19 protein-coding genes are annotated in these 15,120 nt (G+C 62.3%); 1 reads left to right on the top strand and 18 read right to left on the bottom strand.

Annotation, left to right across the window (positions count from 1 at the left end; genetic code table 11):
* Window position 1: 1 nt before the first annotated feature.
* Complete coding sequence (locus tag PG887_RS07410) at window positions 2-346, bottom strand: Grx4 family monothiol glutaredoxin (protein ID WP_010673955.1); 345 nt, start codon at window positions 344-346, stop codon at window positions 2-4.
* Between the two features lie 287 nt (window positions 347-633).
* Between PG887_RS07410 and sodB the strand changes: the two genes are divergently transcribed.
* The gene (gene sodB, locus PG887_RS07405; RefSeq protein ID WP_010673954.1) at window positions 634-1,218 is read left to right on the top strand and encodes a superoxide dismutase [Fe]; all 585 of its coding nucleotides are present in this window, start codon (window positions 634-636) and stop codon (window positions 1,216-1,218) included.
* A 110-nt stretch (window positions 1,219-1,328) separates the two neighbouring features.
* On the opposite strand, the gene PG887_RS07400 is transcribed toward sodB, so the two are convergent.
* From PG887_RS07400 to PG887_RS07320, 17 genes are all read right to left on the bottom strand, one after another.
* Window positions 1,329-2,141: an MlaA family lipoprotein gene (locus PG887_RS07400; RefSeq protein WP_029314176.1), complete on the bottom strand. Its 813-nt coding sequence runs from the start codon at window positions 2,139-2,141 to the stop codon at window positions 1,329-1,331.
* Between the two features lie 78 nt (window positions 2,142-2,219).
* Window positions 2,220-3,482, bottom strand: coding sequence for a c-type cytochrome biogenesis protein CcmI (ccmI, locus tag PG887_RS07395; RefSeq protein WP_042880892.1), 1,263 nt, complete (start codon window positions 3,480-3,482; stop codon window positions 2,220-2,222).
* The gene (locus PG887_RS07390; protein WP_182721776.1) at window positions 3,479-3,961 is read right to left on the bottom strand and encodes a cytochrome c-type biogenesis protein; all 483 of its coding nucleotides are present in this window, start codon (window positions 3,959-3,961) and stop codon (window positions 3,479-3,481) included. Before PG887_RS07390 ends, ccmI begins: the two co-directional genes overlap by 4 nt.
* A gap of 10 nt (window positions 3,962-3,971) precedes the next feature.
* Complete coding sequence (locus PG887_RS07385; protein WP_041215578.1) at window positions 3,972-4,502, bottom strand: DsbE family thiol:disulfide interchange protein; 531 nt, start codon at window positions 4,500-4,502, stop codon at window positions 3,972-3,974.
* Window positions 4,499-6,454 (bottom strand): heme lyase CcmF/NrfE family subunit, encoded by a 1,956-nt coding sequence (locus PG887_RS07380; protein ID WP_109112098.1) that lies wholly within the window; start codon window positions 6,452-6,454, stop codon window positions 4,499-4,501. The genes PG887_RS07385 and PG887_RS07380 overlap by 4 nt, the downstream gene beginning before the upstream one ends.
* 79 nt (window positions 6,455-6,533) lie before the next feature.
* The gene (gene ccmE, locus PG887_RS07375) at window positions 6,534-7,025 is read right to left on the bottom strand and encodes a cytochrome c maturation protein CcmE (RefSeq protein WP_052815847.1); all 492 of its coding nucleotides are present in this window, start codon (window positions 7,023-7,025) and stop codon (window positions 6,534-6,536) included.
* A complete protein-coding gene (ccmD, locus tag PG887_RS07370; protein ID WP_039039901.1) occupies window positions 7,022-7,228 on the bottom strand; it encodes a heme exporter protein CcmD in 207 nt (68 codons plus the stop codon). The genes ccmE and ccmD overlap by 4 nt, the downstream gene beginning before the upstream one ends.
* Window positions 7,229-7,230: 2 nt before the next feature.
* On the bottom strand, window positions 7,231-7,971 hold the full coding sequence (locus tag PG887_RS07365; protein ID WP_270821412.1) for a heme ABC transporter permease: 741 nt from the start codon (window positions 7,969-7,971) through the stop codon (window positions 7,231-7,233).
* Between the two features lie 166 nt (window positions 7,972-8,137).
* On the bottom strand, window positions 8,138-8,806 hold the full coding sequence (gene ccmB, locus PG887_RS07360) for a heme exporter protein CcmB (RefSeq protein WP_010673945.1): 669 nt from the start codon (window positions 8,804-8,806) through the stop codon (window positions 8,138-8,140).
* Window positions 8,807-8,809: 3 nt separating this feature from the next.
* Complete coding sequence (gene ccmA, locus PG887_RS07355) at window positions 8,810-9,445, bottom strand: cytochrome c biogenesis heme-transporting ATPase CcmA (RefSeq protein WP_039039903.1); 636 nt, start codon at window positions 9,443-9,445, stop codon at window positions 8,810-8,812.
* Between the two features lie 219 nt (window positions 9,446-9,664).
* Window positions 9,665-10,051, bottom strand: coding sequence for a DUF2802 domain-containing protein (locus PG887_RS07350; protein WP_010673943.1), 387 nt, complete (start codon window positions 10,049-10,051; stop codon window positions 9,665-9,667).
* Window positions 10,052-10,122: 71 nt separating this feature from the next.
* Complete coding sequence (locus tag PG887_RS07345; RefSeq protein ID WP_010673942.1) at window positions 10,123-10,611, bottom strand: chemotaxis protein CheW; 489 nt, start codon at window positions 10,609-10,611, stop codon at window positions 10,123-10,125.
* A gap of 69 nt (window positions 10,612-10,680) precedes the next feature.
* Window positions 10,681-11,547 (bottom strand): chemotaxis protein CheW, encoded by an 867-nt coding sequence (locus PG887_RS07340; RefSeq protein WP_104455537.1) that lies wholly within the window; start codon window positions 11,545-11,547, stop codon window positions 10,681-10,683.
* Window positions 11,544-12,338, bottom strand: coding sequence for a ParA family protein (locus PG887_RS07335; protein ID WP_182935413.1), 795 nt, complete (start codon window positions 12,336-12,338; stop codon window positions 11,544-11,546). The genes PG887_RS07340 and PG887_RS07335 overlap by 4 nt, the downstream gene beginning before the upstream one ends.
* 4 nt (window positions 12,339-12,342) lie before the next feature.
* Window positions 12,343-13,251, bottom strand: a complete 909-nt coding sequence (locus tag PG887_RS07330) for an OmpA family protein (protein ID WP_104455536.1) — start codon at window positions 13,249-13,251, stop codon at window positions 12,343-12,345.
* A gap of 2 nt (window positions 13,252-13,253) precedes the next feature.
* On the bottom strand, window positions 13,254-13,991 hold the full coding sequence (locus PG887_RS07325; protein ID WP_164882629.1) for a flagellar motor protein: 738 nt from the start codon (window positions 13,989-13,991) through the stop codon (window positions 13,254-13,256).
* A 2-nt stretch (window positions 13,992-13,993) separates the two neighbouring features.
* Window positions 13,994-15,109 carry a protein-glutamate methylesterase/protein-glutamine glutaminase gene (locus PG887_RS07320; RefSeq protein WP_045525213.1) on the bottom strand — a complete coding sequence of 372 codons (1,116 nt, stop codon included), beginning with the start codon at window positions 15,107-15,109 and terminating at the stop codon, window positions 13,994-13,996.
* Window positions 15,110-15,120 lie beyond the last annotated feature (11 nt).

The raw sequence follows: 15,120 nt of genomic DNA, 5'->3' as shown, positions 1-15,120 counted from the left end.
CTTACTCGGCAGCAGCGTCATCCTGCTTGTGCTTGGCGGCAGTTTCCTTGATCAGGGTCTGCAGCTCGCCGGCCTGGAACATCTCGATCATGATGTCGCAACCACCGACCAGCTCGCCCTCGACCCACAGTTGCGGGAAGGTGGGCCAGTTGGCGAATTTCGGCAGCTCGGCGCGGATGTCCGGGTTCTGCAGGATGTCGACATAGGCGAAAGGCTCGCCGCAGGACATCAGGGCCTGGGAGGCCTGGGCAGAGAAACCGCAGCTGGGCAGCTTGGGGGATCCCTTCATGTAGAGGATGATGGGATTCTCAGCCAACTGCTGTTTGATCTTTTCAATAGTTTCCATAAATGCCTCACTGGAGCGATTTCGGCGGCCATTCTACTGCAATCCGGGCAGACCACAAACTGGCAAACCGTTGCGAATGAAAGAAGTCATGCATCAATACGCCGCAGCTTGATCCGGATCATGGCAAGAATCAAGGGTTGTTCGCCCATCTTTGATACTGCTACAATCGTCGGGCTTTGGGCCGTCTGGCCCCCTCATTTCAAGAACAATTCTTTTCAAGATAGAAAAGAGTACGCAATGTCTTGCAACCGTCGCCTTCGCACGGACCAGCCAATGGAGAGTAGAAAATGGCTTTCGAACTTCCCGCTCTGCCCTATGCAATCAATGCTCTGGAACCGCACATCTCCCAGGAAACTCTGGAATACCACCATGGCAAGCACCACAACACCTACGTGGTCAACCTGAACAACCTGGTGCCGGGTACCGAGTTTGAAGGCAAGTCTCTGGAAGAGATCATCAAGACCTCCACTGGTGGCGTCTTCAACAACGCTGCCCAGATCTGGAACCACACCTTCTACTGGCACTGCCTCTCCCCGAACGGCGGTGGCGAGCCCACTGGCGCCCTGGCCGATGCCATCACCAAGGCCTTCGGCTCCTTCGCCGAGTTCAAGGATGCGTTCACCAAGTCTGCCATCGGCAACTTCGGTTCTAGCTGGACCTGGCTGGTGAAAAAGGCTGACGGCTCCCTGGCCATCGTCAACACCTCCAACGCCGGTTGCCCGCTGACCGAAGCTGGTACCACCCCGCTGCTAACCGTCGACCTGTGGGAACACGCCTACTACATCGATTTCCGCAACCTGCGTCCGAAGTACATGGAAACCTTCTGGGCCCTGGTCAACTGGGAATTCGTGGCCAAGAACCTGGCTGCCTGATAAGCCTTTCTTGCCAAAACGCCCCGCACTTGCGGGGCGTTTTTTTATGGTCGAATACCTGCCATCGACAACAAAGGCGCCCGCAGGCGCCTTGTGGAAGATGACCGTGCTTACTGGTCTATCTCGTCCATGTAATCGTCGAGGTTGCCATCATCCGCCGCCTCAGGCTTCTGCTCCTGGAGCTCGGGTTTGCGGCCCGTCACCTTGCCATCGTTGTACTGCAAGTAGAAGTCCTTGGTCAGGGCGTAAGGATCCAGCGCGTTGTCGATGATGCGCTCCTGATCGATCAGCTTGGAGCGGGTACCGAGGCCATCCAGCGCCCAGTGCACCACCTTCAGCGGGAAGGTCAGCAGGGCATAGGGGAAGTAGATGGTATCGATGGTATCCCCAACCAGTTGCCGGGTGGTGGTGGGACCGTAGACCGGCACCATCAGATAGGCGCCATCCCCGATGTCGGCCTTGCCGAGCACGGTGTCCATCTCCAGCGTGTTGCGAGCCAGGCCCGCATGCTTGGCCACGTCGAACAGACCGAGCAGGCCCACAGTGGTGTTGAGGGTGAAGCGGCCCAGGTTGGTACCGGCCCCTTTCAGATCACCCACCAGCAGGTGGTTTACCATGCTGCTCGGCTCGTCGAAGTTGTCCACGAAATTCTCTATGCTGTCCCTCACTCCTTGCGGGACATAGCGGGCATAGCCGTGTACCACGGGGCGCGCCACATAGGGCTCCAGCACGTCATAGTTGACGGCCCACATGGCACGGTTGGGCCCCTGGAAGGGGTCGCGAGGATCGCTGGCCGTGCTGGATGCCCCGGGGCGGCTCGGGGTCTCGCCGAGATCCAGGCTCTCCGGGCCCGGCTTGGGAGGGCCGCCCGCACAGCCCGCGAGCAGCAATGCCACCGCCAATGCTCCTGAACGCAGATACATATGAAAGTCCTAAGATTTTTTTGGGTATTGATATGAATTATACAGGGGGCCCACCCCAAGGGGTGGGCCAAAAGCATATTAGAGGGCGTGATCGATGCGGATGTCAATCGGCGCTGTGGGGATGGTGCTGGTCGGCACGGTGACCGAAACCCCTTCAAAGGCGCCTTCCTTGTTCATGACGTTGCCGCCCCGGGAGAGGCGCGCCTTGAACTGCAGCTCGGCATGGGCCGCCAGCTTGCTCCCCTCCATCATGGCATCCCCGTCCCCCAGGGAGAGGGTGAGCGGGAGATGCGGGCCTGCAATGCGCTTGACCGCGATGGGCATGGGCGGACCGTTGGGGATCACCGCAAAGACGAACAGATGGGCATCTTCCGGCATCTTGATGCCCGGCGCCAGGGTGATGTGCAGGGGGAACTCCCCCTCTTTCACCGCCAGCACCCCGGCTTGTGCCTGGCCTTCGGCAGACGGGGTAGTCACGGCGATGCCACGCTGGCCAAGCTGCTGCCTGGCGTACTCCATGGAGCGCTCCACCATGGTGTAGCGGGCCGAGCCCGGCTCCAGCAGCGGCAACATCCCCTGCCAGCGGTCGAGGGCGGTCTGGAAATCCTCTTTTTGCAGGGCCATGAAGGCGTGGACGGAGCGAGCCTCGATGTTGGCCGGGTCCTCGGTAATGACCGCCTGCAACAGTTGATCCGCACGGGCTTCCTCCCCCGTCATCATCAGGGCCTGGGCATAGGGCACCGCCACCATGGCCTTCTGGGGCGCGAGGGCGTAGGCACGCTCCAGCGCCTCGCGGGCCATCTCGGGATCATTGCCATCCAGGGTCAGGCGCCCCAGCAGCAGCCAGCCACGGTAGTCGTTCGGTTCTTCTTTCAGCCGGGTTCGCAGGGCCAGGGTGAAGTCCAGCAGATCCTGCTCGGTCACCCGGGCGTCGCGCTCCACCAGGATGCGATTGCTGAGCTCCCCCAACCGGCTGCTGGCATCCTGCCAGCGGCTCACCTCCTGCCAGGCGCCGAGCTTGGCGTAGAGGCCGATGCTCACCACCGCCAGCACCAGCACACCGGGGATCCAGATCAGGCTCTTGCCGCCACGGGCGGTCTGCTCCACGTCGGGAATGTCGTCCAGGAGGCTGCGCTGCAGCTCTACCAGGGATTCCGGCTCCTCCGCCAGTATCCCCTGCTCCCGCTCTTCCCCTATCTCCAGCAGGCGCTGGCGATAGAGCTGCTTGTTGAGGGCCGAGCGGCTGATGCTCTGCCGGCCCTCGCCGCGCCACAGCGGCACGATCAGCGCCAGGCTCGCCAGCACCAGCAGGGCCGCACCCAGTATCCAGAATGGGGTCATGGTTTATCTTCCTCTTTGAGCAGGGCGGACAGCCTGGCCTGCTCTTCTGCACTCAGGGTGCCTTCAGGCTGTTGCAAGGGAGCAGGGGCATGGCGGCGGCTTCGCACCACCACGGTGGCGACGCCAATCACGATGACCAGCAAGGGGCCAAGCCAGAGGATCAGGGTCGAGGCCATCAGGGGGGGATCATAGAGAATGAAGTTGCCGTAGCGGGCCACCATGTAGTCCACCACTTCCTGCTTCTCCTTGCCCTCGCGCACCATCTGGTAGGTCTTGTCCCGCAGATCCTTGGCAAGCCCGGCGTTGGAATCCGCGATGTCCTGGTTCTGGCACTTGGGGCAGCGCAGCTCCTTAGTCAGCTCGCGAAAGGTCTGCTCCTGGGCGTCGCTCTCGAAGGTGTAGACATCGATGGCGGCGCGGGCCTGTCCGGCGCAGACGAGACCGGCCAGCAGCAACAGGGATGCAATCAGTGTTTTCATCGGGGAGGCCTCACTTCATGGCATCGAAGATGGGTTTGAGGGTCGACGCCCAAACGTCTGGGTTGATGTCCCCCACGTGGCGATAGCGGATGATGCCCTGGCTGTCGATGAAGAAGGTCTCGGGCGCGCCATAGACACCGAGATCCAGCCCCAGCATGCCGTCCGGATCGTAGAGGTTGACCTGGTAGGGATTGCCAAGCTCCGCCAGCCACTTGATGGCCTTGTCACGCTCATCCTTGTAGTTCATGCCGACGATGTAGATCCCCTGCCCCGCCAGCTCCTTGAGGTAGGTGTGTTCTCCGTAACAGGTCGGGCACCAGGTGGCCCAGACGTTGAGCAGCATGGGGCGCCCCTTGAGGATGCTCCTGTCGTGCTGCTTGCCCAGGTCATAGATGTCCTGCAGGGTGAACACGGGCACCTCCTTGTCCACCATCACGGATTCGAGCTTGGTGGGATCGGAGTAGAGCCCCTTGAACAGAAACACGGCCCCCATCAGGAAGATGATGAAGGGCAGCAGATAGAGCCAGGTCTTCTTGCTCATGCCTTGGCCTCCTCGTCACGACGTCCGAAGCGGTAGCGCTTGTCCAGCATGGCCAGCACGCCGCCGAGGGCCATGAAGACGCCGCCGAACCAGATCCAGCGCACGAAGGGCTTGTAGTAGATCCGTACCGCCCAGGCGCCGTTGTCGAGCTGCTCGCCGAGCGCCGCATAGAGATCCCGGGTAACCCCCGCATCGATGGCCGCCTCGGTCATCGGCATGCGGCTCACGGTGTACATCCGCTTCTCGGGCTTGAGCAGGGCTACCTGCTTGCCATCCCGGTGCACTTCCAGCACGCCCTTGAAACCGTCGTAGTTGGGGCCGTTCTTCTCCTTGATGCCGGTGAAGACGAACTCGTAATCGGCGAACTGGACGCGATCGCCGGCCTGCATCCGCAGGTCCTTCTCGATGCTGTAGTTCTGGGTGCAGGCGATGCCGATGATGCTGACCGCGAGCCCCACGTGCCCCAAGATCATGGCCCAGTGGCTGTTGCCAAGCTTGCGCACGCCGGTGGCAAAACCGTGTTTGTGGGTGGCCCGCGCCCAGGTCTCCTGCACGCTGGTGACGATGATCCAGACGCCAAGCCCGATACCGAGCGCAGCCCAGGGTTTGAACGCCTCGGCAAAGAGTTTGGGCAACAGCAGAGCCGCGGCCAGGCTCAGCACCAGGGCGAGCATCACCTTGCCCTTGAGCTCACCGAGATCCTGGCGGCGCCAGCGGAACAGGGGGCCCACCCCCAGCAGCAGGGCGAAGGGGATGATGAGCCAGCTGTAGATGTGGTTGAAGAAGGGGGTGCCGATGGAGATGCTGCCAAGCCCCAGCTCCTTGTGCACCAGGGGCAACAGGGTGCCGAGCAGCACGGTGAGCAGGCCCGCCACCAGCAGGATGTTGTTGCCAAGGAGCAGGGTCTCCCGGCTCCACAGCTCATGCTTGCCGTGGCTCTTCACCTGGGAGCCCTTGAAGGCGAACAGCAATAGGGAGCTGCCTATCACCGCCAGCAGGAAGCCCAGGATGAACAGACCCCGGGTCGGGTCCGAGGCAAACGCATGGACCGACACCAGCACGCCGGAACGCACCAGGAAGGTGCCGAGCAGGCTCAGGGAGAAGGCCGAGAGCGCCAGCAGCACGGTCCAGGCCTTGAAGGTGGCGCGCTTCTCGCTCACCGCGAGGGAGTGGAGCAGGGCCGTGCCCGCCAGCCAGGGCATGAAGGAGGCGTTTTCCACTGGGTCCCAGAACCACCAGCCGCCCCAGCCGAGTTCGTAATAGGCCCACCAGGAACCGAGCACGATGCCCAGCGTCAGGAAGACCCAAGCCGCCATGGTCCAGGGACGGGACCAGCGCGCCCAGGTGGCGTCCAGACGCCCCGTCATCAGGGAGGCGATGGCGAAGGCGAAGGCCACCGAGAAGCCCACGTAGCCCATGTAGAGCATGGGGGGGTGGAAGATGAGACCGGGATCCTGCAGCAGCGGATTGAGATCCCGCCCGTCCACCGGGAAATACGGCAGGGTGCGGGTGAAAGGATCCGAGGTGAACAGCACAAAAGCGGTGAAGCCCACCGAGATAAGGCCGAGCACCCCGAGTACCCGCGCCACCGCATCGAGCGGCAGGCGACGGCTGAAGAGGGCTACCGCCGCCGTCCAGCCCCCCAGGGTCAGCACCCAGAGCAGCAGCGAGCCTTCATGGGCTCCCCACACCGCCGAGATGCGGTATTGCAGGGGCAGCAGGCTGTTGGAGTTGGTGGCCACGTACTGCACGGTGAAGTCGTTGTCGATAAAGGCCCAGGTGAGGCAGATAAACGACAGCAGCAGCAGCAGGAACTGGCTGTAGGCGAGCGGGCGGGCCGCCGACATCATGCCAAGACGACCGAGATGGGCCCCGATCAGCGGGTAACTGCCCAGCAGCAGGGCGGTGGCGAAGGCCAGGATCAGTGAGAACTGCCCTAATTCCGGGATCATTGACTATTCCCTCTCGATTGCACGGAGAAACCTGCCGATTTGGCGGTATAAAGAAGTGAATTCTTGGCGCATACCGGCATCATTGCTTGGCTCCCTGCAACTGTGCCTCTGTGTATTCGGGCTTGAAGTGCATGCCGTTGGTGGCGTCGGCCACTTCCGGCGGCATGTAGTTCTCGTCGTGCTTGGCCAGCACCTCGAAGGCGGCGACCGTGGTGGCATCCTTGAGGGTGCCCTGGGCGACGATCCCCTGCCCTTCCCGGAAGAGATCCGGCAGGATGCCGTCAAACTCCACCGTCACCAGATGGCCGCCGTTGTCCACCAGCTTGAAGGCTACCTTGAGGCTCTGGGGATCCCGCACCACAGACCCCGGCACCACCAGGCCACCGATGCGCAGGCGCTGCCCCTCCTCGGGCTTGATCTTCTCCGGCCCCTTCCCTTCCACCAGCTCGCTCGGGGTGTAGAAGAGGTCGATGTTCTGGCTCAGGGCATAGAGCACCAGGCCAGTCACGCTGACAAGGCCCAGGCTGATGGCCAGGATGATGGTGAGGCGTTTCTTGCGGCGCGGGTTCATAGGGTGTTCTCCATCTGCTGGGCCGCCTTGCGGCGTGCCTCCCGAGCCTGCTTGTTGCGCAGTTCGCCGAGCAGGCTGCGGGTCTTCAACCGGGTGGAAATGACGATGCCGACCAGGCAGAGCAGGGTCAGACCGAAGGAGAGCCAGACGTAGAAGGCATAGCCTCCCATGGCCATGAAATCACTGAACGAGGCAAAGTGCATGCTTACTTCTCCTGCCTGACGATGTCGGCGACCCAGGGGCGGTGCCACTCCCGCATCAGCAGCTCATTGCGAAAACGCATCAGGGTCAGGGCACCGAGAAATGCGGCGAACGCCAGGATCATGATGAGCAGCGGCCACAGCATCTCGGGGGAGATGGAGGGTTTGTCAAACTTGGTGATGGTGGCCCCCTGGTGCAAGGTGTTCCACCACTCCACCGAGTAGTGGATGATGGGCAGGTTGATCACCCCGACCAGCGCCAGGATGCCGGCGGCGCGGCCCGCCACCACCTTGTCGCTGAAGGCGTTGTAGAGGGCGATGACACCCAGATAGAGGAACAGCAGGATGAGCTCGGAGGTGAGCCGGGCATCCCACACCCACCAGGTGCCCCACATGGGTTTGCCCCAGGCGGCGCCGGTAAAGAGGGCAATGAAGGTGAAGACGGCCCCCACCGGGGCGATGGCCGCCACCGTCATGTCTGCCATGCGCAGTTGCCACACCAGGCCAATGAAGGCGGCCACCGCCATGGTGGAGTAGGCGCCCATGGAGAGGATGGCGGAGGGCACATGGATATAGATGATCCTGAAAGAGTCGCCCTGCTGGTAATCGGCGGGGGCGAAAGCCAGCCCCCAGACGGTGCCGATGATGAAGGCGAGCAGGCTTGTCACGGCAAACCAGGGCAGCAGGGTGCCGGCCAGCCCATAGGCGCGCTCGGGTTTGGCATAAGGGTGCAACCATTTCCACATAGCTCACGAAACCTTTCAGTTATTAATTTTTAAGTGCCGAGGGCTACCATACCCATGGGGGAAAAACATCATATCCCCCGAAAGCAATAAGCAGCCATCCCCTTGATCTATCTCAACTATCTCGCCCCTAACAAGGCTTCAAACGAAAATCTTTTCACCAAGTCAATCAGTTGACACTCACCCGCAACGCCGCCGAGATGGCCAGGGGCGTCAGGGTCAATGCCCCCACCAGCATGGCCCCCAGGATGGCGAGCTGACCGGCATAGGGCAGTCCCATGCTCGCCGCGTCGATGGCGGACGTGGCGAAGATAAGCACCGGAATATAGAGCGGCAGCAGCAACAGGCTGAGCAGCACGCCCCCCTTGCGCAGCCCTGCGGTCAGCGCCACTCCGACCGCCCCGAGCAGGCTCAACACCGGTGTACCGAGCGCCAGGGTAGCCACCACGGCCAGATAGGTCTTCAGCTCCAGGGAGAGCAGGATGGCGAGCAAGGGGGAGACCAGCAACAGCGGCAGCCCGGTCAGCAACCAGTGAGCGATCACTTTGGCCAGGGCCAGCAACCCCAGGGGATGGGGCATCAGCATCATCTGCTCCAGGGCGCCGTCGCTGAAGTCGTCACGAAACAGCCGCTCCAGGGAGAGCATGGCCGCCAGCAGGGCCGCCACCCAGATGATGCCGGGAGCGATGCGGGCCAGCAACTGGGGCTCGGGCCCGATCCCTAACGGAAACAGGGTGATGACGATGAGGAAGAACCAGAGCGGGTTGAAGATGTCGGCGCGCTGGCGCAGGGCCATCAGCAACTCGCGGTGAATAAGGTGTATGACGGCGCGCAGCATGGGCTACTCCTGCAACAGCGAGGTCAGGGAGAGGGTCTTGAGCCGTCCCTGCATCAGGGTCAGATCCTGGTGGGTAGTAAGGACCACCATGCCCCCCCTGTCCGCGTGGGCGAGGAACAACTGCTCCAGCACCCTGACCCCCTGCTTGTCGATGGCGGTGAAGGGCTCGTCCAGGATCCAGAGCGCCGGTCGCTCGCTCAGCCACAACCTGGCCAGCGCCACCCGTCGCTGCTGCCCGGCGGAGAGCTGCCCCGCGGGATAGTCTTCGAAACCGGCGAGGCCGACTTGGGCCAGCACCCGCCAGAGATCCACGCCGTCCCCGGCAGGGCCATGAAGCTTCTGGTAGAAGGAGAGATTCTCAAGGGGGGTCAGGGTCGCCTTGACGCCGGGCTGATGGCCCAGGTAAAGCAGGCTGGCGTGGTATTCATCCCGGCAATGGCGGATATTCTCTCCATTCCAGCACACCTCGCCAGCAAAGGGCTGAGAGAGGCCGGTGAGCAGGCGCAACAAGCTGGTCTTGCCCACCCCGTTGGGACCCTCAATCTGCATCAAATCCCCGGCACGCACCGCGAAGGAGAGATGTTCAAACAGGGTGCGATCTTCACGCACGCAGCTCAGATTGTTCGCTTGAAGCAGCATGGGGATGTAATCGTTGAAAATGAGGCGGCCTGCATCTTAACACAGGATCCGGAGGCGTCTTTTCAAAGATGCCAATAATCAACAGGATTTGTGGGGAAGATCGCGCCCCCACCAAAGAGATTGATGCCAAAGGATTATCCACCGTCCCGGCATCAAGAAAGAAGTGGCCACGGGTCGAACAGAAAGCGGGGAGGCACCGGCCTCCCCGCGACACATCCGTCAGCTGCGTCCCTTTCGCAGGGAAATAAGCAGCTCCGCTTCCGCCTGAGGCAACTCGCACTCGCTCATCACCTCGTCCAGATCGGCACCAAGCTCCACCATCTTGGCGGCGCGGCTGTAGAGGCGGCGCTCCGGATCCTGCAACGTCAGCTCCTGCTGGCTGTCGTGGATCTTCTGCATGGCCCCTTCTGCGGCTTGCAGACGCTGACCCATGCCGATGGCGCCCGTGTGCAACTCCATCATCTGCTTGCGCAGACTCTCGAGCTGCCCCTGCAGCGCTTCCACCCTGGCCTCGGACTCTCGCTGGCGACGACGGTGCCCCAGGATCCCGTAAAGGGCCAGCACCAGTGCGAGCAAGGACAACCCCAAGGCTGCAAATTCAATCATCAAACCATCACCTTACCGTCACAGGGAGGCGGACAGGTGCCATCGCCCCCGTCCGCACGTTCCCGTCCCTGTTACAGGGAACCAATGTCTTCCCACTCTTCGTCGGAGAGCAGCTTGTTGAGATCCACCAGGATCAGCAGTTGGCCGTCACGGTTGCTGACGCCCTGGATGAACTTGGCGCTCTCCTCGGTGCCCACCGCCGGGGCGGCATCGATCTCGGAGGAGCGCAAATAGACCACCTCGGCCACGCTGTCCACCATGATGCCGATCACCTGCTTCTCCGCCTCGATGATGACGATGCGGGAGTTCTCGCTCACGTCCCCGGCCGGCAGGCCGAAACGGGAGCGGGTATCGATGACGGTCACCACGTTGCCACGCAGGTTGATGATGCCCAGCACGTAGTCAGGTGCACCCGGGACCGGAGCGATCTCGGTGTAGCGCAACACTTCCTGAACCTGCATCACGTTGATGCCATAGGTCTCGTTTTCCAACTGGAAGGTCACCCACTGCAGCACTTCGTCTTCGGCCAGATTCTGTGCAATATTGCGCTTCTCTGTCATCTTCTTGATCCTTGTATGAACCCGTCAACGGGTAAAATTAGCAATAAAACCATGGCGATGCCGACGTTGTCAGCGGCCTTCGATGTTCACGCCCCGGCCAAGCAGCAGCAAGAGCTCCCTGACGTGCAGCAGGGCACACATCTTCTCCTTGACCATGCCGGCCAACCAGGGGCGCTTGCCCTCCTGATGGCGCCACTTCACCTGGTCCCGGTGCAGCAGTTCTGTGCCCTTCAACTGGTGACAGGCCAATCCCCAGGGTGATTCTCCCAGCATAATCAGATATTTGTAATCGTCCATCTCCAGATGCTGGCCCGGCATGACCCACTGGGCCGTGTCCACCACGTTCATCTTCTGCTCGCGGGAGGTCATGATCCCCTTGTACCAGCCCGGCTGGCCGAAGAGAGAGGTCACCTCCCCCAGTTGATGGATGCCCCCCAACTCGGTCAGAGGCACCGCAAACGTCACCCCGGCCACGTCGAAGAAGAGCGCCTGAAACTCGTTGCCGGTATCCAGGTTCTCCCAGGTCGACGGTGCGGGCGCCGCTTCTAGGGCGGGTGCGGGTTCTGCCACCGCGAGGGCGACGGGCTCGACCTCCTCCACCACGGCTTCCACCACCGGCTCTGCCAGGGCGACCAGAGGCTCACTGTCAACCACCTCTGCCTCGAGCTGGAATGGTTCGACATGCACCTCTTCGTGGCTCAGGGCATCCATCTCGAACTGGACCTGTCCCACCTGGGCAAGCAGCTCGCTCAGCTGGGCCAGTCGGGTATCGGTTTCAAGATAGGGGGTGGCAGCCACCTCCGGCACGGCGACGGTCTGACGTTGCAACGCAGGAGCCGGTGCTTCGTCTTCGGGATCTTCCCGCAGCAGGGCATCGTCCAGCAGCAGGGAGTGGAAATAGTCGTCCATGGCCCGAACCTGGGTGGTCTCTCTCACGGCATCACCTCCTGGGTCCGTTGACGCTCCAGCGCGTCGAGATGGTTGAGCAGGGTCTCATAGGCATAGGTGCCCCGGCTGCCCGGTGCATGGATGGAGGGAGGAATGTGCACCAGACTGGCATCCCTGAATTTGGTGTCGATGGGAATGACCGCATTCCACACCGCCTCCCCATACTGCTCCTTGATGGACTGCAATGTCATCAGGGAGGCGCGGGTACGCTTGTCAAACATGGTCGGAATGATGGTGTAGCGGAACTTCTCCCGCTTGGAGCGCTGCATGATCTCGAAGGTCTTCATCATCCGCTCCAGCCCCTTGAGGGCCAGGAATTCGGTCTGCACCGGCACCAGGATGCGATCGCAGGCCGCCAGCGCGTTCACCATCATGACCCCCAGCACCGGCGGACAGTCGATGAGCACGTAGTCGAACTGATCCTGCACCCGCAGCAGAGCGCGCTTGAGCACCAGCCCCATCCCTTCCCGGTTGCCCATCACCCGATCCAGCGTGGCCAAGGTAATCGAGGCGGGCAGCAGGCTGATGTTCTCGAATCGGGTCTTGAGGGTCATCCGGTTGACCAGCTCGGCGCTGGGTTTGGCCGCCTGGAACAACTCGTACAGGGTGCCTTCCAGCCTGTCCGAGTCGAAATCGAGATAGGAGGTCAGGGAGGCGTGGGGGTCGGTGTCGATCAGCAGTACCCGCTGGCCACGCTGGGCCAGAATGCCCGCCAGGGAGACGACCGTGGTGGTTTTACCGACTCCACCCTTCTGATTGGCAACCGTCCAAACAATCACTGTATCAATCCTGCCTTGTTGTTATGCGTATGCCCCCACCGGGCAGCGCGATCACCCTGATCTTTTCACTGTCGACACTCTGCGGTGCGTCCTGCACCGGCGCCACCGTCAGCGGTTTGACGGGGGCTGGTGGCACCCAGGCGAACCTGGATATGGCGACCACCACCTTGCGATTCTGTAATCGTCCCTGCTCGGTGCCATTGTCGACGAAGGGGGAAAACTCTCCGTACGCCTCGTAGGCTAGCCGACCGGGAGCCACCCCCTTGCCCACCAGCGCATTGAGCACTGCCTCGGCGCGGGCCGCTGACAATGTCCAGTTGGAGCGGAAAATTTCGTTGTTTATCGGTTGGTTATCCGTGTAGCCCCGCACCCTGACATAGTTATCGACCGGTTTGAGAATACCTGAAAGCGTATCGAGCACGGGTGCGGCATTGTTCCCCAGAAAAGCGCTGCCACTGTTGAACAGGAGACCTGAACTCAGCTCCACCGTCAGCCAGTTGTCATCCTGCGCAAGCTTCACCACCCCCGCATCGACCAGGGCGCCCATGGACTCCTGGATCTGCATGTCGATCTGCGCAAGAGCCGTGCCATCTTGCGAGACGGGCGTACCCGTGATGGGGGCACGCGAGGGGGACACAGAGGCCTGGCTCTCCAGCAGGCTGGGGGCGGCCGAGACCGGGTTGTCCAGCAAGGAATTACCCCGCCCTTCCAGCAGGCCATCGCTGCGCGGCGCCTGGTTGAAGGCCTGGGTCATGCCCTCGATGACGGCGCGGTACTCCTCCTTGTTGACGATGGCAACGGAGTAGAGCACAACGAAAAGGGCGAAGATGAGCGTCATGTAATCGGCATAGGAGACCAGCCAGCGATCGAGATGCTCTCGCCCTTGCAGGTGCAAACGATAGCGCTTGCGCATGGCTACTCCCCTTTCAGATAAGCCCGTAACCGCCTTTCAACCTGCGGGCCGTTCTCCCCGTGGGCGATGGCCAGAAGCCCCTCCAGGGTCATCTCCTGATAGAGGCCGTAATGGTAGTGGAAGGCGCGCAACCGATTCGCAATCGGCAGATAGAGCAAGTTGGCAAAGCCCACCCCGTAGATGGTGGCGACGAAGGCCACGGCAATGCCCGCCCCCAGGGTGCCTGGCTCCTCCAGATGAAACATGGCCTGGATGAGGCCAATCACGGCCCCGATGATGCCGATGGTGGGGCTGTACCCGCCCATGGACTCGAACACCCTGGCCGAGTGCTCGTTGCGCTCCTGCTCGATGTCGATGTCCGCCTCCAGCAGGCTGCGGATATCCTCGATGGAGACGCCATCCACAATCATGGAAAGCCCCTGGCGGGTGAAGGGATCGGGCTCGGCCTCGGCCTGGTTTTCCAGCGCCAGCAAGCCTTGCTGGCGGGCGAACTGGGCCCACGTCTTCAGGCGCTCGGCCTGCTCCGCAAGATCCAGCTGCGGCGGAAACAGCATCCAGGTCGCCTGCCTCAGGGCACTGAGCAGGTACCTGCGGGGAGTCTGCAAGATCACCGCCCCCCAGGTTCCCCCGACGACGATGACAAAGGCCGGGCCATCCAGCAGGGTCAGCAGGCTGCCGCCATGCCACCACTGGGCGATGGCGACGGCCCCCAGCGCCAGCACCAGGCCGAGCATGCCCATGGTCAGCGACCCAACTCGACCAGAATGCGCTGGGCCACCCGATCCAGCGGCAGGGATTCGCTTGCTATGCCCGCCTTGGCAACGGCCTGGGGCATGCCATAGACCACGCAGGAGGCTTCATCCTGCGCCCAGATGGTCGCCCCCTGCTCCTTGAGCAGACGGGCACCGTCGCGGCCATCCGCGCCCATGCCGGTCAGGACGATGGCCAGCACCTTGTCGCCATAGGTCTTGGCGGCGGAGGCGAAGGTGATGTCCACGCAGGGTTTGTAGTTGACCTTGTCATTGCCATCGATGATGCGAAGACGGGCACCGGGCCCGCGCCCTTCCAGCAGCATCTGCTTGCCACCGGGGGCAAGATAGGCCTGACCCGGCTTGAGCACGTCGCCGTCCTGCGCCTCCTTGACCCCTATCTGGCACAGCCCGTTGAGGCGGGCGGCAAAGGCAGCGGTGAAGGTAGCTGGCATGTGCTGGATCAGCAGAATGGGATGAGGGAAATCCCCCGGCAGCTTGGTCAGCACGTTCTGCAGTGCCACCGGCCCGCCGGTGGAGGTACCGATGGCAACTAGCTGGTAACTCTTGCCGCTGCGCTTGAACGCGGCGGGAGCCGCCGCTGCCCGCACAGGCTCGGGCTGGCGTTCGGCCAAGGGGCGATTCAGGGTCCCCGTGACGGCGGGCCGGGCGGCAGGCTCGGGGGCGCGGGGCCGGGTCGCCATCAGGAAGCGTTTGCGAGCGATCTCCTTGACCCGCTGCTGCAGCAGGTTGACGGCTTCGTCCTTGTCCCGGGCGATGTCTTCAAACTTCTTGGGCAGAAAATCGAGGGCGCCCGCATCCAGCGCATCCAGGGTTGCCTTGGCTCCCTCGTGGGTCAGGGAGGAGAACATCAGGATGGGGGTCGGACACTTGGCCATGATCTCTCGCACGGCGCTGATGCCGTCGAGCACCGGCATTTCAATGTCCATGGTGATGACGTCGGGCCGCAACTGCTGCGCCTTGTCTACCGCCTCCCGCCCGTTCTGGGCCGTGTCGATCACCGTCATCAGGGGATCCTGATTGATGATTTCGCTGACCCGACGGCGGAAGAAACTCGAATCGTCGACCACTAATACCTTGACTGCCATTGTTATTCTTT

The organism is Aeromonas sp. QDB14 (assembly GCF_027707845.1).
In the GTDB taxonomy this organism is placed as follows: domain Bacteria; phylum Pseudomonadota; class Gammaproteobacteria; order Enterobacterales; family Aeromonadaceae; genus Aeromonas; species Aeromonas caviae.
Note: the sequence above shows the minus strand (reverse complement) of the source record. Positions and strands in the feature narration are given on the sequence as shown.

Coding starts and splice junctions, on each gene's coding strand:
- PG887_RS07385 (WP_041215578.1), bottom strand. CDS start 4,502: ATGAGCAAGAAGACCTGGCTCTATCTGCTGCCCTTCATCATCTTCCTG.
- ccmD (WP_039039901.1), bottom strand. CDS start 7,228: ATGCACTTTGCCTCGTTCAGTGATTTCATGGCCATGGGAGGCTATGCC.
- ccmA (WP_039039903.1), bottom strand. CDS start 9,445: ATGCTGCTTCAAGCGAACAATCTGAGCTGCGTGCGTGAAGATCGCACC.
- PG887_RS07350 (WP_010673943.1), bottom strand. CDS start 10,051: ATGATTGAATTTGCAGCCTTGGGGTTGTCCTTGCTCGCACTGGTGCTG.
- PG887_RS07345 (WP_010673942.1), bottom strand. CDS start 10,611: ATGACAGAGAAGCGCAATATTGCACAGAATCTGGCCGAAGACGAAGTG.
- PG887_RS07365 (WP_270821412.1), bottom strand. CDS start 7,971: ATGTGGAAATGGTTGCACCCTTATGCCAAACCCGAGCGCGCCTATGGG.
- PG887_RS07330 (WP_104455536.1), bottom strand. CDS start 13,251: ATGCGCAAGCGCTATCGTTTGCACCTGCAAGGGCGAGAGCATCTCGAT.
- PG887_RS07410 (WP_010673955.1), bottom strand. CDS start 346: ATGGAAACTATTGAAAAGATCAAACAGCAGTTGGCTGAGAATCCCATC.
- PG887_RS07390 (WP_182721776.1), bottom strand. CDS start 3,961: ATGAAAACACTGATTGCATCCCTGTTGCTGCTGGCCGGTCTCGTCTGC.
- ccmE (WP_052815847.1), bottom strand. CDS start 7,025: ATGAACCCGCGCCGCAAGAAACGCCTCACCATCATCCTGGCCATCAGC.
- ccmB (WP_010673945.1), bottom strand. CDS start 8,806: ATGCTGCGCGCCGTCATACACCTTATTCACCGCGAGTTGCTGATGGCC.
- PG887_RS07320 (WP_045525213.1), bottom strand. CDS start 15,109: ATGGCAGTCAAGGTATTAGTGGTCGACGATTCGAGTTTCTTCCGCCGT.
- PG887_RS07400 (WP_029314176.1), bottom strand. CDS start 2,141: ATGTATCTGCGTTCAGGAGCATTGGCGGTGGCATTGCTGCTCGCGGGC.
- PG887_RS07380 (WP_109112098.1), bottom strand. CDS start 6,454: ATGATCCCGGAATTAGGGCAGTTCTCACTGATCCTGGCCTTCGCCACC.
- PG887_RS07325 (WP_164882629.1), bottom strand. CDS start 13,991: ATGGGCATGCTCGGCCTGGTGCTGGCGCTGGGGGCCGTCGCCATCGCC.
- ccmI (WP_042880892.1), bottom strand. CDS start 3,482: ATGACCCCATTCTGGATACTGGGTGCGGCCCTGCTGGTGCTGGCGAGC.
- sodB (WP_010673954.1), top strand. CDS start 634: ATGGCTTTCGAACTTCCCGCTCTGCCCTATGCAATCAATGCTCTGGAA.